The 23,226-nt window shown below is 61.3% G+C and carries 18 protein-coding genes; 9 read left to right on the forward strand and 9 right to left on the reverse strand.

Translation table 11 applies throughout. The annotated features are described in order from the left end of the window. Positions 1 to 158: 158 nt before the first annotated feature. Together NKH60_RS07260 and NKH60_RS07265 are read right to left on the reverse strand one after the other, a co-directional pair. Positions 159 to 2,243 (reverse strand): ABC transporter substrate-binding protein, encoded by a 2,085-nt coding sequence (locus NKH60_RS07260; RefSeq protein WP_352541688.1) that lies wholly within the window; start codon positions 2,241 to 2,243, stop codon positions 159 to 161. 120 nt (positions 2,244 to 2,363) lie between these two features. Beyond that, complete coding sequence (locus NKH60_RS07265) at positions 2,364 to 3,830, reverse strand: alpha-glucosidase/alpha-galactosidase (RefSeq protein WP_352472519.1); 1,467 nt, start codon at positions 3,828 to 3,830, stop codon at positions 2,364 to 2,366. A gap of 198 nt (positions 3,831 to 4,028) precedes the next feature. Between NKH60_RS07265 and NKH60_RS07270 the strand changes: the two genes are divergently transcribed. The 5 genes from NKH60_RS07270 (at position 4,029) to NKH60_RS07290 (ending at position 7,631) form a co-directional block, all read left to right on the forward strand. Beyond that, on the forward strand, positions 4,029 to 4,904 hold the full coding sequence (locus tag NKH60_RS07270; RefSeq protein ID WP_502898565.1) for an AraC family ligand binding domain-containing protein: 876 nt from the start codon (positions 4,029 to 4,031) through the stop codon (positions 4,902 to 4,904). Between the two features lie 377 nt (positions 4,905 to 5,281). Then, positions 5,282 to 5,416: a hypothetical protein gene (locus tag NKH60_RS07275; protein WP_352683206.1), complete on the forward strand. Its 135-nt coding sequence runs from the start codon at positions 5,282 to 5,284 to the stop codon at positions 5,414 to 5,416. After that, a complete protein-coding gene (locus NKH60_RS07280) occupies positions 5,413 to 5,850 on the forward strand; it encodes a CBS domain-containing protein (RefSeq protein ID WP_352472517.1) in 438 nt (145 codons plus the stop codon). The genes NKH60_RS07275 and NKH60_RS07280 overlap by 4 nt, the downstream gene beginning before the upstream one ends. 113 nt (positions 5,851 to 5,963) lie before the next feature. Further along, the gene (locus tag NKH60_RS07285) at positions 5,964 to 6,890 is read left to right on the forward strand and encodes an NADP-dependent oxidoreductase (protein ID WP_352449638.1); all 927 of its coding nucleotides are present in this window, start codon (positions 5,964 to 5,966) and stop codon (positions 6,888 to 6,890) included. A 429-nt stretch (positions 6,891 to 7,319) separates the two neighbouring features. Then, positions 7,320 to 7,631, forward strand: coding sequence for a UBP-type zinc finger domain-containing protein (locus tag NKH60_RS07290; protein ID WP_352501352.1), 312 nt, complete (start codon positions 7,320 to 7,322; stop codon positions 7,629 to 7,631). A 144-nt stretch (positions 7,632 to 7,775) separates the two neighbouring features. Here the strand turns inward: NKH60_RS07290 and NKH60_RS07295 are convergent, their stop codons facing one another. The 3 genes from NKH60_RS07295 to NKH60_RS07305 form a co-directional block, all read right to left on the reverse strand. Continuing rightward, positions 7,776 to 8,945, reverse strand: coding sequence for a GNAT family N-acetyltransferase (locus NKH60_RS07295; RefSeq protein ID WP_352472515.1), 1,170 nt, complete (start codon positions 8,943 to 8,945; stop codon positions 7,776 to 7,778). Next, positions 8,942 to 9,937, reverse strand: coding sequence for a sterol desaturase family protein (locus tag NKH60_RS07300; RefSeq protein WP_352683204.1), 996 nt, complete (start codon positions 9,935 to 9,937; stop codon positions 8,942 to 8,944). Before NKH60_RS07300 ends, NKH60_RS07295 begins: the two co-directional genes overlap by 4 nt. Before the next feature lie 239 nt (positions 9,938 to 10,176). Beyond that, positions 10,177 to 12,105, reverse strand: a complete 1,929-nt coding sequence (locus NKH60_RS07305; protein WP_352832123.1) for a heparinase II/III family protein — start codon at positions 12,103 to 12,105, stop codon at positions 10,177 to 10,179. Positions 12,106 to 12,221: 116 nt separating this feature from the next. On the opposite strand from NKH60_RS07305, the gene NKH60_RS07310 reads away from it, so the two are divergent. Together NKH60_RS07310 and asnB are read left to right on the forward strand one after the other, a co-directional pair. Next, positions 12,222 to 13,463 (forward strand): glycoside hydrolase family 5 protein, encoded by a 1,242-nt coding sequence (locus tag NKH60_RS07310; protein WP_352683201.1) that lies wholly within the window; start codon positions 12,222 to 12,224, stop codon positions 13,461 to 13,463. 167 nt (positions 13,464 to 13,630) lie between these two features. Then, positions 13,631 to 15,556 carry an asparagine synthase (glutamine-hydrolyzing) gene (gene asnB / locus NKH60_RS07315; RefSeq protein ID WP_352683199.1) on the forward strand — a complete coding sequence of 642 codons (1,926 nt, stop codon included), beginning with the start codon at positions 13,631 to 13,633 and terminating at the stop codon, positions 15,554 to 15,556. Here the strand turns inward: asnB and NKH60_RS07320 are convergent. Beyond that, positions 15,530 to 16,648: a glycosyltransferase family 4 protein gene (locus NKH60_RS07320; protein ID WP_352683197.1), complete on the reverse strand. Its 1,119-nt coding sequence runs from the start codon at positions 16,646 to 16,648 to the stop codon at positions 15,530 to 15,532. The genes asnB and NKH60_RS07320 overlap by 27 nt on opposite strands. 169 nt (positions 16,649 to 16,817) lie before the next feature. Between NKH60_RS07320 and NKH60_RS07325 the strand changes: the two genes are divergently transcribed. After that, positions 16,818 to 18,257 carry a lipopolysaccharide biosynthesis protein gene (locus NKH60_RS07325; RefSeq protein WP_352771238.1) on the forward strand — a complete coding sequence of 480 codons (1,440 nt, stop codon included), beginning with the start codon at positions 16,818 to 16,820 and terminating at the stop codon, positions 18,255 to 18,257. A gap of 45 nt (positions 18,258 to 18,302) precedes the next feature. On the opposite strand, the gene NKH60_RS07330 is transcribed toward NKH60_RS07325, so the two are convergent. The 3 genes from NKH60_RS07330 to wecB are packed head-to-tail and all read right to left on the reverse strand — an operon-like array spanning position 18,303 to position 21,581. Next, positions 18,303 to 19,106 carry a WecB/TagA/CpsF family glycosyltransferase gene (locus tag NKH60_RS07330; protein WP_031211886.1) on the reverse strand — a complete coding sequence of 268 codons (804 nt, stop codon included), beginning with the start codon at positions 19,104 to 19,106 and terminating at the stop codon, positions 18,303 to 18,305. Further along, on the reverse strand, positions 19,103 to 20,434 hold the full coding sequence (gene wecC / locus NKH60_RS07335) for a UDP-N-acetyl-D-mannosamine dehydrogenase (protein WP_352569040.1): 1,332 nt from the start codon (positions 20,432 to 20,434) through the stop codon (positions 19,103 to 19,105). Before wecC ends, NKH60_RS07330 begins: the two co-directional genes overlap by 4 nt. Further along, positions 20,427 to 21,581 (reverse strand): non-hydrolyzing UDP-N-acetylglucosamine 2-epimerase, encoded by a 1,155-nt coding sequence (gene wecB, locus NKH60_RS07340; RefSeq protein WP_352472506.1) that lies wholly within the window; start codon positions 21,579 to 21,581, stop codon positions 20,427 to 20,429. The genes wecC and wecB overlap by 8 nt, the downstream gene beginning before the upstream one ends. Positions 21,582 to 21,782: 201 nt before the next feature. Here wecB and NKH60_RS07345 point away from each other — a divergent pair, with 201 nt between their 5' ends. Beyond that, positions 21,783 to 23,225 (forward strand): glucosamine inositolphosphorylceramide transferase family protein, encoded by a 1,443-nt coding sequence (locus NKH60_RS07345; RefSeq protein ID WP_352871647.1) that lies wholly within the window; start codon positions 21,783 to 21,785, stop codon positions 23,223 to 23,225. The last annotated feature ends 1 nt before the right edge of the window (position 23,226 follow it).

Raw genomic sequence — 23,226 nt, forward strand, 5'->3', positions numbered from 1 at the left:
CCGGGGTGTCGGCGTTTGTTGGGGGGGGCCGCTTTACTCCCACCTGGGGGGGGCCGGGTGTGGTGTGGGGCGGGGCGGTTTCTTGTCGGTTTGGTGGGTTGGGTGGGCGGGCCGCCCCCACGGGGGGGGCCCGGAGTTCTCAGTCAGGGGAGGTAAACCTAGTTCATCGGGCCCTTGTCTCCGGGCTTGCCGGGAAGCTCTTCGGGGAACAGCTCGTACTTGGCCTGCTTGTCGGCAGCGACAAAGACCCGCTCGCGGACGATCGAATCCTCGGCCCAGTTGAACATGAAGATCGGCGTGCCCTGCGGGATGTTGGAGAAGCGTTTGTTGATGATCAGCGCGCCGGGATATTCCGTCAGGCCGACATTGTAGACGTGCTCGGTCGAGATCTTCTGGAACTTTCTCATCAGGCTGGCGCGCTCGTCATTGTCCGCGGACGAGACAAACTTGTTGACGATGTCGACGAGGTCCTTCTCGAAAGGCATCATATCGACCTCGCCGTTTTCCGGCGCACGATGGTCCCAGCTGGTTCGTGGACCGACCGGGGCCAGCTGATCGGTATTCTGGACGACGGAAGTCAGCTCCTGATCGTTGCGCCGTACCAGCCAGTCGAAGCGGCCGGAGTATTGCGAGGCATCGCGCTGGGTGCCGTTGAGTCCGTTCAGCACGATCCGCAGCCCTAGCTTTTCCATCTGGGCGACGACACCTTCGGCAAGGCTCTTGTCGGTGGTGTAGTCGTTGTTGACGAGCATCACGATCTCGACATTCTTGCCGCCGGCGGTACCTGCAGGAAAATTGACGAAGCCGTCGCCATCCGTGTCCTTCAGGCCTGCCTTGGCGAGTTCCGCCTTAGCGCCTTCGAGATCGAAGGGGTAGTAGACCGTCGACTTCCGGTCGTAGAAGCTCGTGCCCGAGGATAAGCCGCCCGGATAGATGGCAGTGAACGGACCCTTGACCAGCGAGTCGCCGAGCGCCTTGCGGTTGAGCGCCATGGTGACGCCTTTGCGGAAGTCCTCGTTGCGGTTCAGCTCGCGTATCGCCTGTCCGCGCTCGTCGGGGTTGCCCCAGCCATTGGCTGAGAAATTCATGCGCAGATTATAGCCGATCAGCCGCGCGCCGAACGCAAGCCGTGCCGGTGCGTCTTTTTGCGCCGCGCGCTTCAGCGAGGCGACGAAGTTCTCTGGCTGCTCCAGATTGGAGAAGTCGCCCGCCCCCGATACCGCCTGAACGTCGCGGTCGGCCCAGGTCGACAATTTGTAGTGCAGTTCATTGAGATACGGCAGCTGGTTGCCCTTCTCGTCGACCTTCCAATAGTACGGATTGCGACGCATGACGATGATGTCGTCGGGGCGGTATGCCACCGGCACCCAGGCACCCATCACCGGCATGTTCATATATTCCGGCGGGAACGCGTTCTTGAACTGCTCGTAGGTGTTCTTCGAATATTTCGGATGCTGCGGCTTGAGGATATGCGACGGTCCCGGACAAAAGGTGCCGTAAGCCATGGCGTAAAGGTATTGTTTCGGAAAGGCGTCCTTGAACGTCCACTCGACGGTGTAGTCGTCGATTTTCTTCAACGTCGTGCCGACGCCGAAGGTCTCCTGCGTCGCGCCGTTCAGCGGCGACACATTGGGGTCGATCACCTCGTCGTCCCAGTAGAACATCACATCGTCGGCGTTGAACGGAACGCCGTCCGACCATTTGGCGCCTTCGACCAGATGCATCGTCAGCGTGTGGCCGTCCTTCGACCAGTCCCAGCTCTTGGCGAGGTTCGGCAGCGGCTCCGTGTCCTTGGCCTCGACCTGGAACAGCGGCGCGGTGCGCGTCAGGCATTCGGAAAGGCCGATGTCGATACCGCCCCAGCCTTGCGTCTGGCCGGCGCCGTAGTTCCAGCCCTCCGGCCGGCCGCCGATGACATGACGCATCGTATCACCGTAGACACCGACGCCGTCCGGCATATTGCCGGTCTTGAAGACCAGCGGCTCCTTCGGCAGCCGGTCCTTGACCGGCGGCAGCTTGCCTGCCTTGACGTATTTGTCGGTGACCCAATCGGGTTCGTGGTATTCCGGAAGTGCCTTGAACTCCAGGATGGAGTCGCGCGCGACGTATTTGATCTTTCCCTCGGCGGGAAATTGCGCAGGCACCGGCGGCACGGTCGGCTCGGATGCATACGCGTTCAGCGCCGAGGCCGAGACGCTAAGCGCCAGCCCGGCGAGAATGCCAATGTTTCGAAAATTCCTCATCGTCTCTCCTCCCTGTTGTTCAGGAGCGCGTTGACGCCGCTCCATTTCTCCTCGAACGAATGTACAGACGGGTGCGGAAAAATCCTCCCGAAAGCTCGGCGCGATCCGTTCTGGCGAAATTCAGACGGCCTGCTTGAGAGCCGTTTTTTCCGCACGCAATTCCTCGATCGAACGGACGTCGCGCCTTGCCGCACCGGCCCATTCGCGGGTCTTGATCCTGGATTTCGAAAGCCGTTCCTTCGCGGCCGGCACCGCATCGGCATATTGCGGCAGCCAGCGAGCCTGGGCGACGACCATTTCGTCCACCATTTGCCAAACCTCTTCCGGCGTCGAAACCGCGCCGACCAGCGGGTCGTGCAGGACCGCGAGCTTCAGCAGGTCGATATCGCCGGAGATCGCCGCATGAACCGACATGCGCTGGACGTTGATCGAGGAAATGCAAGTGGCGGCGCAGGCCTCCGGCAGCGTGATGCCGGAGGCCATGTTGATACCGAAGCGGTCGACGAAGCCGGGCGACTCGATGATCGCGTCCTGCGGCAGGTTGGTGATGATGCCGTTGTTCTTGACGTTGAAATGGCCGCGGTAAACGCGGTTCGTCTCCAGCGCCTCGAGAATGTGGCTGGCATGCTCGTTGGAGCGTTTGGCGGGGTCTATCGGCCTGGCGGCGGATTCCAGAAATTGCGGGAACTCCGTTTCGAACCAGTTGCGTGTTTCGGTCGAATAACGAAGGTAGCCGCCGGTCTCGCCGTGAATCCAGTCGGACATGTCGATCCAGCGGGTGATTTCGTCCGGCCGCTTGCGATACCAGGGCAGGTATTCGGAAAGATGGCCGTTGCTTTCGGTCGAATAGACGCCGAAGCGCTTCAGGACATCGATGCGCAGCTTTTCCTGCTGCGAATAGACCGGATGCGCCTCGAAGGCGGCAACCAGCTCGTCCTTACCGATCTTGCGGCCGTTGAGACGCAGGTCGATGAACCAGGTCTGGTGATTGATGCCGGAGCAGACGTAGTCGAGATCGGTGCGCGACTTGGCGCCGAGCACTTCGGCGATCTGGTCGGCGCCATGCTGGACGCCGTGGCAGAGGCCGACGGTATCGACCCTGCCATATTCGATCGCCGCCCAGGTGTTCATGGCCATCGGATTGGCGTAGTTCAGGAATTTCGCCCCAGGCTCGGCGACTTCGAGGATATCCTTGCAGAAATCGAGGATCACCGGAATGTTGCGCTGGCCATAGAGGATGCCGCCGGCGCAGATCGTGTCGCCGACGCACTGGTCGATGCCATACTTCAAGGGAATGCGGATGTCGTCCGCATAGGCTTCGAGACCGCCGACGCGAACGCAGCTGATGATGTAGCGTGCGCCCTCGAGGGCAGCACGGCGGTCTGTCGTTGCCGTAACCTTGGTCGGCAGCCTGTTGAATTCAACGACCCTGTCGAGGATCGACTTGATCATCTGGAGGTTGCGCTCGCTGAGATCGGTCAATGCGAATTCGACATCCCTGAATTCAGGAACGCACAAAATGTCGGTGAAGAGCTTCTTGGTGAACCCGACGCTTCCCGCACCGATGATAGCGATCTTGAAACTCATCAGCCTCACCTCGACCTGATCGAACGCTAGGGCAAAGGCGGCGAAAAGAGGCTGGCCCGCCTGCGACGCTATGCAGGCTGGAATCCAGCACTTCCTCCCATCCGCTCTTTGACCGCGGTTTCTTTTGCTTTTCTCGAGGGATTATGCGCCTTATTCGGCACGCGACCAGAGAAGGATTATGCTTTTAGGGGTAATTTTGTGCTGCGGAACTTGATCGACATCGGGCCGGCGGGCAGGACGGTATCGCTGCCGCGCGGGCGCCAGCGCCTACACACCATGCCGACAAGCACCGGCTATGAAGTGCGCGAGAACGAGGTCTACGACTGGGATGGGCGCAAGCGCGGCCTGACGCCGTTTACCGTGCTCCAGCATACGATCAGCGGCACCGGCCGATTGCGCTACGAGAACCGGAACTACCGCCTGCAAAAGGGCGACACTTTGCTGGTTCTCGTGCCGCACAACCACCGTTACTGGCTGGCCAAGGGCGAACGCTGGGAGTTCTTCTGGATATCGATGAACGGCGAGGAGGCACTGCGCATCCACAAGTCGATCCTTGCCGCCGTCGGTCCGGTGCTGCGGCTGCAGCCCTCGACGATCGATCATCTGGCTGATTGCAGTATGCGCCTGATCACGGGCGCGGTCTCGCCGGGAGCCGCCTCGGCCGTCGCCTATGAAGCAGCCATGGCGCTCTACGACGATGTCTTCGGCTCGCATGCCGTCACCGACGACAAGAGCGCCATGCAGCCGGTCATCGATCACATCAGGGCCAATCTCGACAGGCCGCTCCGCGTTGCCGATCTCGCTGAGATCAGCGGCCTGAGCCGCGCGCATTTCTCGCGCTGCTTCGCCGAGAGCGAGGGACTTCCGCCCGCCGAATTCGTGCTGCAGCAGCGACTGCAGCGGGCGGCGAAGTTGCTGACGAAGGCCGATTTCCTGCCGGTCAAGGAAGTCGCCATCATGTGCGGCTTTGAGGATGCCAATTATTTTTCGAAGGTCTTCCGCCGCCTCTACGGCATCAACCCGACGCAGTTCCGCACCAACGGGATGTATGCCAGCCTGGGAACCGCCCGATAGCCCGATAGATTGGCACCGCGCTTGGCATCGGGTGCGGGAACGCTTTTGCTTCCCCTTGGTTTAGGACAAGAGAGCCTGCTCGCCGCTGCCGCACCCCCGCTCTGGCGGCGATCAGGCCACAGATGTCAGGGGAGTGATCGATGAACAACCCCGATCCGAACAACCCGAATCCACTGCCGGACAATCCCAATCCGGAGCCGGCCCGGCCGCCTGCCCCGCCGGAGACTCCGCCGGGAGAACCTCCAGGCGTACCCCCGCCCTCGCCGGATCCAATTCCGACGCCGGACCAGGAGCCGATCGGAGTTCCTCCCGGCACGCCTTCCGAAATTCCTTCGGAACCGACTTTTCCCGGGCCGACCGCCTGAAGGGGCGGTCGGGTGGAGGATGGCAAGGGTGATTTCGGCGAAGCGCTCGAAACGGGTCTTGCCATGGAACGTTTTGCGCTGGCGCTCATTCACCCTTCCATCATGGAAACCGGCGGCGGGCCCTGCAACCAAGGGAGGTTAAAATGAAAGTTGGCAACTGCATGACAAAGGACGTCGAGATCGCCAGTCCGCAGCAAACCCTGCGCGATGCGGCTGAAATGATGGGTCGCCTCGACGCCGGCGCAATGCCGGTGGGCGAGAACGATCGGCTTGTCGGCATGGTAACCGATCGCGACATCGCAATCCGCGGCGTCGCCCAAGGCAAGACACCTGACGCCAAGGTACGGGAAGTGATGAGCACCGAGGTCAGGTATTGCTTCGAAGACGAAGACGCAGAGGATGTTCTGCGTAACATGGCTGACCTGAAAGTGCGCCGCTTGCCGGTGCTGAACCGCGACAAGCGCCTGGTCGGCATCGTTTCGCTGGGCGACCTCGCCACCAACAGCGAGACGGCGACAGCAGGTGAAGCGCTGAGCGGCATCTCGCAACCCGGCGGCGAGCATTCGCAAACGATACACTGACGGCGCACCACCGGCCGGCCTTTGCTACGACCGAACCGCCGGCTGGATAGACGCCGGCCTGCCGGCGAAACTGTTCAGAGCGAACTGGACTGCAACCCGACGAGGAGCAAGCCATGATTACGATGAAGGCCGTCCGTATCCACGATTTTGGTGGACCGGAGGTTCTTTCGCTGGACGCGGTTCCGTTGCCTCAGCCGCATGACGACGAGGTCACGCTCAAGGTCTACGCGGCAAGCGTCAATCCCGTCGACTACAAGGTTCGCGAGGGCTCTTCGGGCGCGGATCTGCCCGTCACGCTCGGCCGCGACGTATCCGGCGTGGTGGAACTGTGCGGCACGCGGGCCCATACGCTGAAGAAGGGCGATCCGCTATATGCCATGCTCGGCAACGACCGCGGCGGCAACGCCGAATATGTCGTCGTGAAGGCAACGGAGGCGGCGGCGAAGCCGCAACGCTTAAGCCACGCCGAAGCCGCCGCCGTGCCACTTGCGGGCCTTACCGCGTGGCAAGGCCTTTTCGATCACGGCGGCCTCAAATCCGGGCAGCGGGTCCTTATCCATGGCGGCGCCGGCGGCGTCGGTCATCTGGCGGTGCAGTTCGCAAAGGCCGCGGGCGCGTTTGTCGCGACGACTGTGTCCGCGCAGGATTTCGATTTCGTCCGCGCGCTTGGCGCCGACCAGGCGGTCGATTACAAGAACCAGCGCTTCGAGGAGCTTGTCGAGGACGTCGACCTCGTCTTCGACCTGGTAGCGGGTGAAACACAGGACCGCTCGTGGGACGTGCTCAAGCCCGGCGGGACGCTCGTCTCAACGCTTTCCGAACCGTCGGCGGAGAAGGCCCGCCTGCATCGGGCTCGCGGCGTTTCCTATTTGACCAAGCCGAACGCGGCGCAGCTTGCCGAGATCAGCCGCCTCATCGACGCCGGGAAGGTCAGGCCATTCGTGCAGGCAATCTATCCTCTTGAGGAAGTCGCCAGGGCCGAGGAACAGCTCGAGAAGCAGCACACGCGCGGCAAGATTGTGCTTCAGGTAGCTGCCTGAGCACTCGCCGAACAACAGGCCGCGGGCCAGTTTGCGGAGTGCTCGGACACAGGCCGTTTTCTGCTGTCCAGAAGCCCGGCGGCCGAGAGTTTGACACAGGACGGCCCGCCGGGCCTGGCCGGCTTAGGCAGGTGCCGGCTAAAGCAGCATGCGCCGGGTTTGCCGGGATGCGCAAATCAAACAAATCAAGGAGATGCAACGGATCGTGAGGCACGTCGCGACGACACCGTCGCACGGCTGCGATCAGTTAACTGCGAAGCGAAGGACACAGCGTTTACCGACAGGCGGGCCAGGTTCCTACCGGCCGCAAGCCGCAAAAACCGCTTCAAACTGTCGGAAACCGGCGATAGGTTCGAACCATGTCTCAACCCGCCAATATCTCGCGCGAAACGGCAGTCTCGCCGTGGCGCCACAACTGGTCAGGAGCGTATGATGGCAGACGAATGCAGGCACGCCGGGGACATTCGCGGCGTGACACCGAGCGCGCTCGGCTGCGAGGAATGCCTGAAGAGCGGTTCGCAGTGGGTGCATCTGCGGCTCTGCCGCACATGCGGCCATGTCGGCTGCTGCGACGACTCGCCCAACCGTCATGCCACCAAGCATTTTCGGGCAACCGGCCATCCTGTCATCGAAGGCTACGATCCGCCGGAAGGTTGGGGATGGTGCTACATCGACGAAATCTTCCTCGACCTCGGCGACCGCACCACGCCGCAAAACGGTCCGATACCGCGCTTCATTTGAGCTTTTTGCGAGCGGGCCGTTTCCGTGAAACGATGAACCGTTCTAAAGCATGTCGCGCAAAAGTGTGCAGCGGTTTTGCGATAACGACATGTTAAAACAAGAATCTAAAGCGCGTTGCATGAGGCCGATCGAACGCGACGCGCTTTAGTCCAAGGCTGCTTCGGCTTGAGCGGGCGCATCGCGTCCCTCTGGTGGTGCCGATGACCGCTCGCGCATATGCCTGACCGTCTGGAGAACACGATCGGCAAGAAATGCAAGCGCGCCCTGTGCCGTGCGCGTCCCGATGACGGATTCCAGCGTAACCGCCTGCGTTGAGAATTTGTGTTTGAACGACTCTGCGCCACAGAGGAAATCGACCATGCTCAAACCGTGATCTATCGACCACTGCACGTAATCCATCAACAGGATCACACCCGGCGACGCCCGGCCGAAATCCGGATCGAACGTCGTCACGAAGGCCATCATCACGTCGTGCTGGACGAAATTGATCGACACCGCGACCATCACGCCATTGCATTCGAGGACGAAGATATGCAGCACGCCGGCGCGCGCCAACGCACCGACGAGCGCGGCGAGTACCGGGACGCCCTCTTCGAACAGGTCTGACTCACGCATGCGCTCGGTCAGCCATTTCCGCTTCAAGGCCGCGAGGCGCTCCAGTACCGGTTGCAGCGGCTCGTCGGGGGCAAGCAGGCGAAATCTCACCTCTCCGGTTTCTTCCAGCGCCTTGATGCCGCGCCGATAGTTCTGGCGCGTCTTTTTCGACTGGCCCGCGAACCATGCCGCTCCGCTTTCCCATTGTCCGGCAACGCGATAGCTGACTTCCGTTCGGTGAAACGGACGAAGCCTGATGCCGCCGGAAGCTCCCGGCGTGAAAATTTTGCGGGCCGCCGCATCCGGCGAGAGACGACTGATCAAGGCAAGGTCGAAGCCGCCGGCATCGCAGAGTTGGGTCCATAGCTCCTGCAGCGCCGATAACGAGCATTCCGGAGCAACGAGAATATCCCCATAGTCGGTATAGCTGCCGGCCGCCCATTCGAGAAACCGCAGCCCCCTGCGCCTGCCGATCGCCAGCGGAACGACAGCAACGAGTCTCTCGCCCTTCCAGACCAGGCCGATCCGCAACGCGCGCTGGTCACGGCGTTGTACGGTACTCCACCATGCCGAAATCCAGGCATGGCTTTGAAAGATCAGCCCGTCGGTACGATGCCAAAGCTCCATCCAAGCGGCTTCGATCGCAGCCAGGCGATCCGCCGAACGGACGATTTCCAGGCGCTCCGCGCTTAGGACGTCGATGGAAACAGCGGTGTTCATGAAGGAGAACTGTCCTGTGGCTGCGCGACCACATTGGGCCGTCTGTGAAACAGTCGCATGACATGCCTTGCCATCTTCTTGAGCGGCAGGATGTAGAGCCCAAAGAGCGACTGGTAATCGCGCACATCGCGATCGACCAGGCCAAATTTCAGGTCTTCATCCGGCTCCGGGACAAATTGCGTTCCGAACAGACGATCCCAGAACGAAAAAAGCAGGCCGAAATTCTTGTCATAATGACGAGGGTCGATGCTGTGATGCACCTGGTGCCAGTGCGGACACAGGATGATGTTGTTCAACGGGCCGAACGATATCTTGAGATGCGTGTGACGAACAAAGTCCATCATCAGGATGTTACGGATGACGTAGACGTTGATGCCGAAGATAGCGACCTCTACCGGATCGAGTGCGATCAGGCTCCAGATCCCGAAGCAGATGCCCGGGATGACGCCATCCCACATACGGTTCATCAGATCGTCCAGCGGATGAACCCGGTCCTTGGTGATCCCCACCATCACCTCGGCCGAATGATGTACCTTGTGCAATTCCCACAGGAACGGGAAACGGTGCTGGGCGACGTGGTAGAGGTAGTATGAAATATCATAGGCGACCAGCATGGTTGCGGTGAAGATGACGATCGTCACCGGTCCCGCCGGGCCGCCGAGAAGCGGCGCGTGGATGTTAAGGAGCCAGCCAATTGCCTCGCGTGTGCCATAGCCCACCGCGACGACGAAGGTGACGCCGGCAGGAATAAGCAGGAAAGGCATCATCGCCCGTTTCGTGATCCAGAACATGGCGTCGGCTCGCGCCGACGGGTGCAGGATGACTTCCTGTGGGAAGGCGAAGTCGAAAAAGTCCCTGAGGGACTTATGTTCGGCAGTTCGCCAGTAGGCGATCACCGCGCTGCCCAGTGCGGTGAGGAGAAGCAGGCCGAGCGTGGTCAGATTGACGTTCGAAAGCTTTTCCACAATCGCTCTGGCAAATTCGGAAAACATTGATGCAGCGGCTCCTGGTCGTAAGAAGGCAGTCTGGGGGTCGTAAGAAGGCGATCTCGCGAATAGCAAAGCACAAAATTCCCGCCAAACTTGCTACGCCGCCTGCAACCAGTGGCTGTTGCGGGGCGCAGCGGGCAAAGCAGGCTGGATGGTGCGAGACTAGCAGATCAACGGTAACGAAACCGCTAAATGTCCAAACGTAATTAATGTCGAATACGGCTGGAACTCACGCGGCAACTCTACGTTGGCACCGGTTTTTGCTGTCGCGGCGGGTGAATTGGGGCAAGATGGATATCGATCCCGGCTTCGCCCACTTCACCGTGCCAGGCGAGGCGTTCGGCTTGCTGCCTGCTGCCAAAACGCAGTGAAACCCAACCGCCTTGGCCCGGCATGTCACCGCCGGCGCCGATATCGAGAGCAGCATCAGGAAAGCGGATGGCCAACAGTACCTCGTCGCCGCGCAATACCGCGACCGTATCTTCGTGCCGGTCGGCATGGAGGCCGGGGGCCAGTTGGAAGACGATCTCGGACTGGCGCCTGCCGCCGAGCAGTTGGTCGGTGATGAGGATGCCATCGGCCTGGCGCGCCAAAGTGCGCTGATGCACGACGCCGAAGCGGCTTCTATAGCCGTCATGCCGGGCGCTCAGCCTCCAGTGCGGTCCCGGTTCGCTCTCCACCAGCGATGCGACTGCCTTGTGCGACCAGTTGAAATTTCCAGCGATGGTGCTTTGGCTCTTGCCCTCGATGTTCAGCGTGTTGTGCGCCGGTGTGGAGCGGAACCAGTCGCGCCATGCGCCTCCCGAACCGTAGAGCCAGGTGCCGGGATCGACCAGCACCGGCTCATCGTCGATGCACAGGGTGAGCGACAGCGCGTCGGCATGGCCGTGCGCCGCTATCGAGAGATAGCCGAGCGGTCCATGGTCGAACGTCAGTTCGACATTGCGGCCATTCATTGCTCCGCGCCAGACGGAGAGCCCGCCTTGCGTGAATGTCTGCAAGCCATGCACCGCGGGCGCCGGGCCTGACGGCGCACCAAAGAAAAGCGAACGAAAATCGTCAGGCTCCGGCGCGTTGCCCGGCGTCCCCAGTAAGCCGTGGATGGCGGCCGCGACGGATCGGATATAGTTCGGCTCGTCGCCCAGCTTCAGCACATGGCCCTCATCGTCGTCGCCGAAGCGGGCGGCTTTCTGTGGCAGCCAGCCGACGAAATTGGCGAAGGCGCCCAGACGCGCTTCGGCGGCCGAGGGAAACGGCGTTCCCGCCTGGCGCGCCGCGGCGGCGCACAGCAAGATGAGTTCGGCGCTGAAGGCTGCATAGGTCGGCGTTTGCTCGGCACCGGCGCCGTCGGCAAGAATCTGCTTGTGCGTCTCATTTAAGAGGGCGCTGCGGGCAATTTCGGATTCGGCCCCGAGCGCCAGGCCAACCAGATATTCGCCAGCCAACTCTGCGACGAGATGGTTGTTGGCGGAGGAATATCGCGACGGAAACCGCGGCAGCCAATAGGCGCTTGCCGCGAGTATCTCACCGGCTTTCCGCAGCGTCGCCGGGTCAAGCCGGTCACCGATAAGGTCCAGGGTGACGATCAGGCTGATGGCTCGCAGCGCTACTTCGATGCCGGAAGCCCAGCCAATGCCTCGGTACGGCGGATTGGCGGAATGCCAACTGCCGATTGCCGCCTCAATGGCACTCCGGGATCGATTGTCCTCGCTGAGGAGCAGGTGTGCAGCCAGTACTGGCAATTGCTGCAGCCGGTTGATCTCCCAGACATATTTTATATCGCCAAGGTCGCCGCCATCGCGAAAATCGATATCGAAAGTATGAGCCTCGGCGCCAGGCCAAAGCCTGCCGGTTACCGGATCAAGACGCCAAAGCTCAGCAGGAAACAAACGATCGGGCTCACGCTTTGGCCATGTCCGCCCGAGTGCCGAAAACCGGCCATGAAGCATCTCTTGCGCGGCCGCCGCTATGGCCTGCCGTTGAGCGTCGGTCGCTGCCAGCGCAGCATGGCGAAATCCGGGCAGCACTGGGTGCAACTGCGGCGATGGATAGCGTTCCCACCCATCATCGCGGCGGCGCGACGCGATCCTTCGACGTTGCTCGCCCAGCCGGTGCAACACCTCGGCCGGTCCCATGCTGCGCAATCGGTTGATGTACCAGCCGATTCTCATGCACGCCCCGTCAACGTTTCGGTCCTTGTATACCATGCCGTCGAAAAGCTGCGGGCCGGCAATCTTCTTTCCCGTTCGTTGCGGTTAATATCTCCCGCGAGCATGCGGAGGGAGCGATGCGAAAAGCGGTGTATTTTGTTGCCTGGGTGCTCGCCTTGCTTGTGGCGGCCGAGGCAGAGCCCATCCCTCTCAAGCGCGGCGTTGGCGTGCATCAGTGGCTCAACTGGTCGCCGGTGGCGAAAGACGGAACCTACGTTTGGCCGCCCTATCGCAGCGAAAAGGAGTGGCTTGCGGAAAGCAGGCCGCTCACCGACTGGCCGGCCGGGGAGGTGTTTGCCCACATCCGATCGATGGGCTTCGACTTCGTCCGGCTGAGCGTCGATCCCGGCCCGCTGCTTGCCAGCGGGGACGCCAAGCGGCAGCAGGCGCTGGACATACTTGCCGCCGCCGTCGAGCGGATCACGTCGACCGGCCTCAAGGTGGTTTTCGACCTGCATGGCGTCACTCAGGTTCCCGACTACAGCATGGAGATGATCTATGGCGGCGCCGACAGCGAGGGCGTTGCCCGCTATCGTCACATGGTTGTGGCGGTCGCCGCCATGCTGGTCAAGATAGGCACCGACAAAGTCGCCCTCGAACCTTACAACGAGCCCGCATACTACCCTTGCGATGCGAGCGGCAGCGATCACTGGCAGCGGATCATGGCAGGGACCGTCCACGACATTCGAGCGGTCAACAGCGAACTTACCATCGTTGCAACCGGCGCCTGCGGCGGCAGCATTGCCGGATTGGTCAACCTCAGCCCCGGCTTTGATGACCCAAACCTCTATTACAGCTTCCATATGTATGAGCCGCACAGCTTCACCCACCAGCGGCCCGATGACACGATCAGCTTTGCTTCGGGACTTCCCTGGCCGGCCGACAGCAGTACACCCGAAGTGGTGACCGAAACCCTTAGAGCGCGGATGGACGCTGCCGGCTTGAGCAGGGTCGAGCAGGTCATGAACATGGCCACCGCGCGCCAAGCAATCGCGAACTATTTCGAGCAGAACTGGGGCCAGAGCCAACTGGAGGCGAGCTTTCGCCAGGCTGTCGACTGGGCTGAAGGCCATGGCATTCCCAGCCGGCGGCTCTTCATGGGCGAATTCGGCGCTATCCTCATGTCCGCGGACGGCCGCATGGGCGCCTTTGAGGCCGACCGTTCGCGCTATCTCAAGGCAGTGCGCCAAGAGGCCGAACGCTTCGCGATCCCATGGTCTGCCTGGGAGTTCTCCAATCCCTATGGGATGAGCCTCATCCCGCCCGATGGTCCCCCAGTTCCCGACCCGGAGATGCTGCAGGCATTGGGCCTGCCATAGGTGCCATCACTCGCCCTCACCAGCGAACAACCGGTGGCAACCCCTGACGGCCAGACTCGATCGAGGAACGGCCCGTGGCAGCTTTCTCCCGGTTGGGTTGTATTGGCACGAAGTGTTTAACACATTTGTTGTACTGAGTGGGGAATGCGCGCGCCTAGGGGGGAACAATGTGTGGAATTGCCGGATGGATCGGGCGAAGGGCTAAAAATCCACAAGAGCGGGCCGCCAAAATGTCAAACGCATTGCGGCATCGCGGTCCCGATGCCGAAGGCACCGAGATATTGGACCTGAATACCGGCGAGCAACAATTGGCATTGGTTCATCGCCGTCTGGCGATCATTGACCTAGCGCCCGAGTCGAATCAGCCGATGCAGATTGAGGACGGTCGTCTCAAAATAATTTTCAACGGCGAGATATATAACTACATCGAGCTGCGCCAGGAACTGATCGGCCTTGGCCATCATTTTCGAACGCGCTCCGATACCGAGGTGCTGCTCCGAGCCTACGATCAGTGGCGCTTGTCAATGTTCGACCGGCTGAGCGGCATGTTCGCCTTTGCACTCTGGGATGCTCAGAGGCAGGAATTGATCCTCGCCCGGGATCCCTTCGGGGAAAAGCCGCTTTACCTCATGCAAAGCGAAAAATTGCTGCTATTTGCCTCGGAGATCAACGCATTGTTGTCATCGCAGCAAGATGCTCAGGAACTCGATCTGGATGCCGTGCACGAGTATCTGAACTGGCGTTATGTGCCGGGACCGCGCACGCTCTTCAAACAGATCCGCAAACTCAATCCCGGAAGCTATGCTGTCTGGTCGCAAGGGGTAGTCAAGGAAACGCGCTACTATACGCCTCCGGACCAGGCGGCCGTTACCGAGCGGATCGACGGAAAAACCGCCAAGCGGCGATTTCTGGAATTGCTCGACCATTCCGTCGAGATCAGGATGCGCAGCGATGCACCTTTTGGGGCCTTTCTCTCCGGAGGGCTCGACTCCTCGGCTATCGTCGCGCTGATGGCCAGGCACAGCGCCACGCCCATTCGCACGTTTTCCGTCGGGTTCGACAACGCAGCCTATAGCGAATTTGCATTCGCCCGACGCGTTGCCGATCATTTCAAGACCGATCATTGCGAACTTGTAATCCAGCCAGGCGATCTGATGGATCATCTGCCGACGATGGTTCGCCAACGCGGGGCACCTGTTTCGCAAAGCAGCGATATTCCAATTTACCTGATGTCGGAGCGAGCCTCGCAAGACGTCAAGATGGTGCTCACCGGAGAAGGAGCCGACGAGATTCTCGGCGGCTATCCCAAGCATCGCGCGGAATCACTGGCCGGGATCTACCAGTCGCTTGTTCCAGCCTCGCTGCACGATAACGTCCTTTCCCCTTTGGCACGCGCCATGCCGGGCGCGTCGGCCAAGGTCGATACATTTGCCCGCACCGCGGGCGAAAGGGACTTTGCCGCCCGGATGGTCTCCTGGTTTGGAGCCGTTTCGGCGCAGCAGAGCGCCTGCCTGATCGGCGCGTCCGCAAATCGCCGTTATGAGCGCAACGACTTTCCGTTCTCGTCAAGCGCTGCGGCTTCCCATCTTCGCCGCGTGCTGTTTTTCGATCAGACATCGTGGCTGCCTGACAATCTCCTGGAACGAGGCGACCACATGATGATGGCCGGTTCAATCGAAGGAAGAATGCCGTTCCTCGATCGAGACCTGGTTTCATTCGTTAGCAAATTGCCCGATCGCTACAGGCTGGGTTGGTTGCACAGCAAGCAGATCCTGCGCGACAGCATGGCCAATATCCTCCCGGAGGAAATTCTCAGCCGCCGCAAGGTCGGGTTCAAGGTACCGGTCGCCGAATGGTTTCGCGGATCGATGAGGAACTACGTGCATGACCATCTTTGCTCGCCTCACTCCGTCATTCGCAGCTATCTGAGTCCGAAACAGCTAGATCAAATCGTCTCGGAACACACAACGCGTGCTGCAGACCACGAAAAGCTGATATGGGCGCTGTTGAATTTGGAGATATTCCACCGCGAATTCAGGCTCGACGCGCCGCCGCGATCGTCGGCCTCAGCGCTTGACCGGTTGACGGCTTGACGCGGCCGACCGCCAGACATCGCAGATTGCGCCGACAAACGGGGCGAGCTCAAGCCGTTCCCGATGCACGGCCATGGCACCGGCACCAAGCCTTGCCCGCAGTGCCGGGTTCTCCACGAGGCGGCTCAGCGCCTCGGTCAACGCTGTAACATCGCCTGGCGGCACCAGCAGCCCGGATTGCCCGTCGGTGATTATGTCTTCGACGGCGCCAACCGGGGTCGCCACCACCGCCAAACCGGCTGCCATGCCTTCGATCACCGACATCGGCAGATTTTCGGCGAAGGATGGAAGAACCAGAATATCGGCCGAAGAAATCAGCGATGCGACATCGTCCGGTCCCACCCAACCCGGAAAGGCGATCCGGTCTGCAATCCCCAGCGCGGCCGATTTTGCCCGTGCCGCCTCGACTTCGCCATCGCCGGCAATCGTGGCGCGCCAATTCTTGACAAGGCTCATGCGGTGCAGTGCCTCGAGCAATTGCGGTACGCCCTTGCGGTCGCCGATGCGGCCCAGGAACAGGATATGCACATGGTCGCCGCCGCCGACATGGGCCAGCGACGGGACTTCGGTCGCATTGGGCACGATCACGATATTGCCGGCTGCGCCCGGCGCCCGGCTGGCGACGAAATCGCGCCAAAGCCTGCCCAAAACGATCACCCGATCGGCATGCTCGAACAGAGCTTTGATACGGCGGCTAATGAAACCGCGGTCGGCTTTCCAGAATGTCTGATACTGCGCCCCGTGCAAGTGCAGGACATAGGGTATCGACAGCAGCCGTGCGCAGGCGGCGATCACCATCTTGCGGTAGGTGCTGCCGGAAACCGAGATGTTGATATGAATGACATCGGCGCGTCCAGCCAGACGCGCTTTAAGCATCCGTAAGCAAAAACCGAGCATATAGAAGATCGAAAGTCCGACATGCCCCGGGCCACGACTGGCAAGGAAGCACACATCGATGTCGGCGATTTCTTGCCGTTCGAACTCCTGCTTCAGCGCGCCCATGATGCGGTCGATGCCGCCCTGCCCCGAAACGCCCGAGGGCGTCGCGACCAGGACATGTATTTTTCGATCGGATATGAGGCGCTGCAACATGATGGTACTCTAAATAACACAGACCGGGTAACTGCAAAGCAAACGTTCCCGATAAGTTTTACGGCAAATCTTTTAGTTCAAACTGAATCTGTTCACCCTTCGGCGTCATCGGGCTGGATTTTCCGCCAGTCGGCGGCTAGTCGAAGGTGAGTTTTCCAGGGACACGCCCTTGCTGCTCCGTTCCACGCTCATTTATGCTCCGGCGATCCTGCTGACGCGAATTTCGGCGCTGCTCCTGCTGGTCGTCGTGACGCGTTTGATCGACCAGACCGAGTATGGCCTGCTCACCCTGGTGGTGACCGTCGGGGAAATGACCGACATTGCCGTCACCAACTGGCTGCGCATCGCCTTGCTCAGGCTTGGCGGCAAGGGCGAAGTCAGCCGCGGCAGCCTGATGCTGGCCGGGCAGGTGTTGCTTGCCACCACGGCACTGGCGCTGGTCATATCGGTAGGCGCGTCGGCAGTGATCGTGCCTGAACGCTGGATCGAGTTCGCGATCGCAGTCTGCGGCTATCTGGTCGCCGGGTCCATCAGCCGCTTCGCGTTGACGGTGCTGCAGATGCAGCAGCGCCATTCGGTCTATTCGATGCTAGAAGCCCTGCGTGCCCTGCTGCAACTCGCGTTACCGATCGGCGCTATCCTTGTCTTTCAGGATAGCTTTCTGACGGTGTCGCTCGGCTCGAGCCTCGGCGCCTTGATTGCCGGCATCGTGGCGGGCATCATGGCATCGCGACGGCTCGTTGCCGGTCCGCCGCGTTTCACCCACAGGGACTTCTTTGCGCTCGGTGTGCCGCTGATCATCATGGCGCTGGTTGGCTTCGGGCTCAACAGCGCGGAGCGTCTGTTCCTCAAGTTCTATTACGATGCCAGCGCCGTGGCGATCTTCGCGGCAGCCTATGCGCTGGCCCGCCAGCCGATCGATATGGTCGCCAACGCCATCAACATGGGCGCCTTTCCCGAGGTGGTTAGCCGGTTCGACGAGGATGGCCCCGCGGCATCGGGTCGGTTGCTGTCGCAGTTAATGGCCTTGATGATGCGGCTTTGCCTGCCGATTGCAGCGATGCTGGTCGCGCTCAGCAGCGATATCACCGAGCTCATGCTGCCCTCGCAATATCACGGCCGCTTCGGCCTGCTGTTTCCGATCATTGCCTTCAGCGTGCTGTGCGCCAACCTCACCAGCTTCGTCTATGGCGTCGTGGTGCACGCGCACAAGCGGCCGTGGCTGCTGATCATCGCCAATCTCTTCGGCTCGGTGGCAACAATCGCATTGTCCCTGCTGTTGATCCCCCCGATGGCGGAGATCGGCGCCGCTTTGGCGCTGGCGGGGGGCTCGGTGGTGGGCTCCATAACCTGCATCATCATCAGCGAGCGGCTCACACCGGTGCCGGTGCCGTGGCGCGACATCGGTGTTTCGGTAATCATCTCGCTCAGCACGGGGGTGGCCGCCAAGCTTGCCAGCATGGTGGCCGGCGACGTGCCGGCGATCTTCTCGCTTGTCGCCGGCGGCACCACCGGCGCCGCGGTTTTCTTCGGGCTGACCTCGTTGTTCCACCCCGTGGCAGCGACGCAATTCGTCGCCCAGCTGCGAGCGCGGCTACGGATCGCGTAAAGCGAAGTCCAGGGGCAACGCCTGTTTTGTGGGGGGAACGCGAAACTATAAACCGGCGTTTCGGCGCCAGCGACGCTCCCAGAACTCCCGGCACAGCAGTCCCGCATAGGCAGTGTTGGTGTCGTAGTAGCGGCGCCACAAGCGTCGCGGCTCCTGGACGACGCGGAACAGCCACTCCAGGCCGGCCGCTTGTATCAGCTTCGGCGCACGGGCAACCTTGCCCCCATAGACGTCGAAACTGCCGCCTACGCCCATCACGAAGCTTGAGGCGAGTTCATCGCGGTAGCGTTTGAGAAAGCGTTCCTTGCGCGGTGTCGGCATGGCCACCAGCAGGCAGTCGGCGCCCGAGGCGTTGATCGCCGCGACGATCCCGGCCTCGTCCTCCGGCTTGAAATAGCCGTTGCGCATTCCCGCTATGACGAGGCTCGGATGGTCCTTGGCAAGTCTCACTACAACCGCGTCGAGAACGTGCTGTTCGGCCCCCAGCAGATACGGCCTGAATCCACGCTTCGCGCAGAGGCTCAGCAGATTGATCATGATGTCGACGCCCGCCACCCGCTCGGGCAGCGCGACGCCGCACAGACGTGCACCCCAAAGCACGCCGATGCCGTCGACATTGACCACGTCCGCCCCGGCCACGTCCTCGCGCAGCTCGGCATTCTGGCGCATGGTCACCAGCTTGGCGACGTTCACGACCACATGATGCAGCGGCCGCCCCAGGGTCATCGCCTCGTCGGCGATGGCCAGTGTCTCGGCCATGGTCAGCGCATGGATCGGTGCACCAAGGAACTCCCGGCGCCGTGATGCCAACAGGGAATGCTGCGCCCATGCCGGGGCGTGCGCGTTCATGCGGCCTGCTCCCTTGCAAGCGTCACTTGTGCGACCTCTGGTTTCTTGCCTTCGATGCGGGCGTCGGGCTTGCGTGCCTTGCGCCACGTCCACAGACCCCTCGTATCGACGAGCTTCTTGTCCTTGAGCGCTTCGGGGTCGACCAGATTGAACTGCCGATGGTCGACCAGGAGGACGACGATATCGGACTTGTCGATGGCCGAAAGTGCGTCGGTGAACACGATGCCCCTGCCCTCGAGCTCATGCGGCAGCGCATTTGTGTTGGGTTCAGCCGCAATGATCTTCACATTGGGGTTATCGGACAGAAGCTTCACCACCTCGACGGCCGGGCTCTCGCGCAGATCGTCGATATTGGCTTTGAAGCTGAGGCCAAGACAGGCGATCGTTTGCTTGCGGGAGGGGTCGAGCAAGGCCTCGATATCCCTGACCACCGACATCGGCCGTTCGGAATTGATCCGGCGTGCCGAAGCCATCAGCCGCGTGCTGTTGGGTGCGGCGTCAATGATAAAATATGGATCGACCGCAATGCAGTGACCGCCAACGCCCGGGCTCGGCTGGAGGATGTTCACGCGAGGGTGCCGATTGGCAAGATCGATCACTTCCCAGACATTGAGCGACAGGTCCTGGCACACTGCAGCAAGCTCGTTGGCGAAGGCGATGTTGACGTCGCGGAACGCGTTCTCGGTCAGTTTCACCAGCTCAGCACTTTCGGCCGTCGTCATGAACAGATCGCCGGTGACGAAGGTTGAATAGAGTGCCGCGGTCCGCTCCGACGATTTGCGGGACAATCCGCCGATCGAGCGATCGTTGTTGATCAGCTCGGTCAGCACCTTTCCCGGCAGCACACGCTCGGGCGAATAGGCGACCAGCACATCGGCGTCTTCGCCATGCTGGACAGGAAATTTGAGATCAGGCCGCAACTCGGCAAGCAGCCCGGTCATGATACGCGTGGTTCCAACCGGCGATGTCGATTCCAATACCACAAGGTCTCCGCGCTTCAGCACGGGGGCGATGCTTCGTGCCGCCGCGAGCACGTAGGTTACGTCCGGCTTATGATCGTGGGTCATCGGGGTCGGCACGGCGATGATATAGGCGTCCGCCGGCTGCGGCGTGCTGTAGGCCATGAGCTTGCCGTTCGCCACGACCTTCTGGATCAGACCGTCAAGGTCCGGCTCGACGATGTGGATTTCGCCGCGATTGACCTTCTCGACCACCGCTCCGTTGACATCGACGCCAATGACGTTGAGCCCGCGGCTGGCGAAAATGGCGCAGGTCGGCAGGCCGATATATCCCATGCCGATTACGGAAACGGTTTTGATTTCAGCCATGATGCAGCAGTTCCTCAACAATCCGGTTACTGGCCCGGCCATCGCCATATGGGTTGTGTCGTTCCGCCATGCCGCGATAGGCAGCCTGATCGTCGAGCAGGCGATTGGCGTTGAACAGGATTTTCTCGACATCGGTGCCGACAAGGCGGGCGGTGCCGGCCACGATCCCCTCGGGTCGCTCGGTATTTTCGCGCATCACCAGCACCGGCTTGCCGAGCGAAGGCGCTTCTTCCTGCACGCCGCCGCTATCGGTAAGCACCAGATAGCTCTGCTTCTGCAGGTACAGGAACGGCAGATAGTCCTGCGGCTCGACCAGATGGATGTTCGGCACGCCTTCCAGCTCTGCGTTGACCACCGAGCGCACATTGGGGTTTGGATGGACAGGGTAGACGATCTGCACGTCTCCGCGCGCCGCCAATCCCTTCAACGCCGTACAGATGCGCTGGATGCCGCCGTCAAAATTCTCGCGGCGATGTCCGGTGACGAGGATCATCTTCTTGGAAGGGTCGAGGAAGGGGAAGCTGGCAGCGAGCTTCGCCTTCATCAGCCTGTCGGCATCGATCGCGCTTGAAAAATGCAACAGCGTGTCGATCACCGTGTTGCCGGTCACGAAGATGGTGCTTTCGGCCTTTCCTTCGGCGATGAGATTGTCGCGCGCTTGAACGGTCGGCGCAAAATGCCAGGTGGCGATGTCGCCGGCAATCTTGCGGTTCAGTTCTTCAGGAAACGGCGAGTTGATGTTGTGGCTGCGCAATCCTGCTTCGACATGAGCGACGGGGATACGCTTGTAGAAGGCAGCAAGAGCCGCGGCCATTGCCGTGGTGGTGTCGCCCTGTACCATGACGATATCGGGCTTCGCCTTGTCCAACACCTCGGCCATGCCCAGGAGCACGCGCGAGGTCACATCGAACAGCGACTGGCCGGGTTGCATGATGTTGAGATCGTGGTGCACAGGCAAGCCGGTCAGCTCGACAACCTGGTCGACCATTTCACGATGCTGGGCGGTTATGCATATTTCGGTGATGAAGCCTGGATGAGCGAGGGCGGCACGCGCCACTGGAAAGCATTTGAGTGCCTCCGGCCTAGTGCCGAACACGATCAGCAGTTTCTGCCTGGATGGCAGTTTTGGACGTGAAAGGACGTTCATCGCTGATCCTGGTCGCCTGCAGCCTTCGGGACATGCCGACTATTGCCCGCAAGAGTCATAATAGCGCCGGAAAGCGCCTTCGTGATCTCAATTCTTAATATATGATTAACAACCAAGGCCGCGTTCTCCCGGTTTAACTCTTGTGAAAGGTTGGGCTGACAAGTAGTCTATGGCAGTAGTCTTGAAAAAGAATATATTGGATTGACTAATATTTTAATCATCGGCCACGCCGACCCATCCCGGCGCTGGGAAAATGAGCTTCTGGCGCGGTTGAGTGCGGCTGGACATGCGGTTTCGAGTTGCCGCGCGCCGACGCCTGAACCCAATGCGCGCACGATGGATAATGTGCTGGCGCTCGAGGGCCGGCGCTTCGGCCCCTCACTGGCAAGCCGTTCCCGGCCGTTGCCGTCCGGCGACACCGGCCCAGTCGATCTTATAGTCGATCTCACGGCTACCGCCGCACGACGCGGCACGCCTGTCCTGACGCTCGAATTTTGCGGCCAAAGCAGCTTTGCCGCAGGCATGACCGAGATGCTGGCGAGCGGGCGGCTGCCCGAACTCACCGCGCGCCTCGACGGCGTTGCCGTCGCCAGGGCGCGGCCGATGATCAGCGACCGGTTGTGGCTGTCCCGAACCAGCAACGACCTGCTCGCCGGCGCCATCTCCCTGATTGCCCAATGTGTCGCCCGCTTTTCCGCGGGCAAACTTGCGCCGATTGCCGAGAGCCCGGCGCCGCCCCTGCAGAAAGGCGGATTTATCGGGCACTATCTGCCCTTTTTCGGCAGGGGGTTAGTCGACCGCGCCGTGCAAAAACTGCGACGTGGTCGGCGTCCCTTCTATTGGCAGGTTGCTTATCGGCTGATCGACGGTCCAGGCGTCGCCGAAACCGGACTGCTGGATGGTAAGCCCTTCACCGTGCTTGCCGATGACGGGCAGCGCTTCTACGCCGATCCGTTCGTTCTCGAGCGCGACGGCCGTCATTTTCTGTTTGTCGAGGAGTTTCCCTACTCCACCGGCCGCGGGGTGATTTCCGTCGCTGAACTTGGCACCGACGGCACTTTCGGCGTACCGAAAGTGGTGCTGGAGGAAGCGCATCATCTGTCATATCCGCAGGTGTTCGCTCACTCCGGCGAGATTTTCATGATCCCTGAAAGCGCTACGGCGCGAGAACTGGTGCTCTACCGTGCCGTGCAGTTTCCGGATCGCTGGGTACGCGATACGGTGCTGATGACGGACAGGGATTTCAACGACGCCACGCTGCTCGAATCCGACGGCCGTTTCTGGCTGTTGGGGACGGGGCGGTTCGGTCACGGTAGCGCGTCCGACACGATGGCGGTCTATTCCGCCCCTGCGCTGCGTGGGCCTTGGGTCGCGCATGCCCTCAATCCCATCGCCGTCGATCACTCGGCCACTCGGCCGGGCGGCGCTTTCATCCGCCAGGGCGACGCTTTGCTGCTGCCCGTGCAAAACGGGTCTAGAGCCTATGGCGGCGGCCTGGGATTGATGCGGTTGGATCGCCTTGACGACTTCGATGTCCTGTTTGCACCGCCCCATCCGATCGGCCCAGGACCGGCGTGGGCGCGGGCGGGCATCCACACGCTCAATCGCGCAGGCAATGTCGAGGTTGTGGATAGCGCCGGCTGAT

The organism is Mesorhizobium sp. M1006 (assembly GCF_040318825.1).
Taxonomy (GTDB): domain Bacteria; phylum Pseudomonadota; class Alphaproteobacteria; order Rhizobiales; family Rhizobiaceae; genus Mesorhizobium.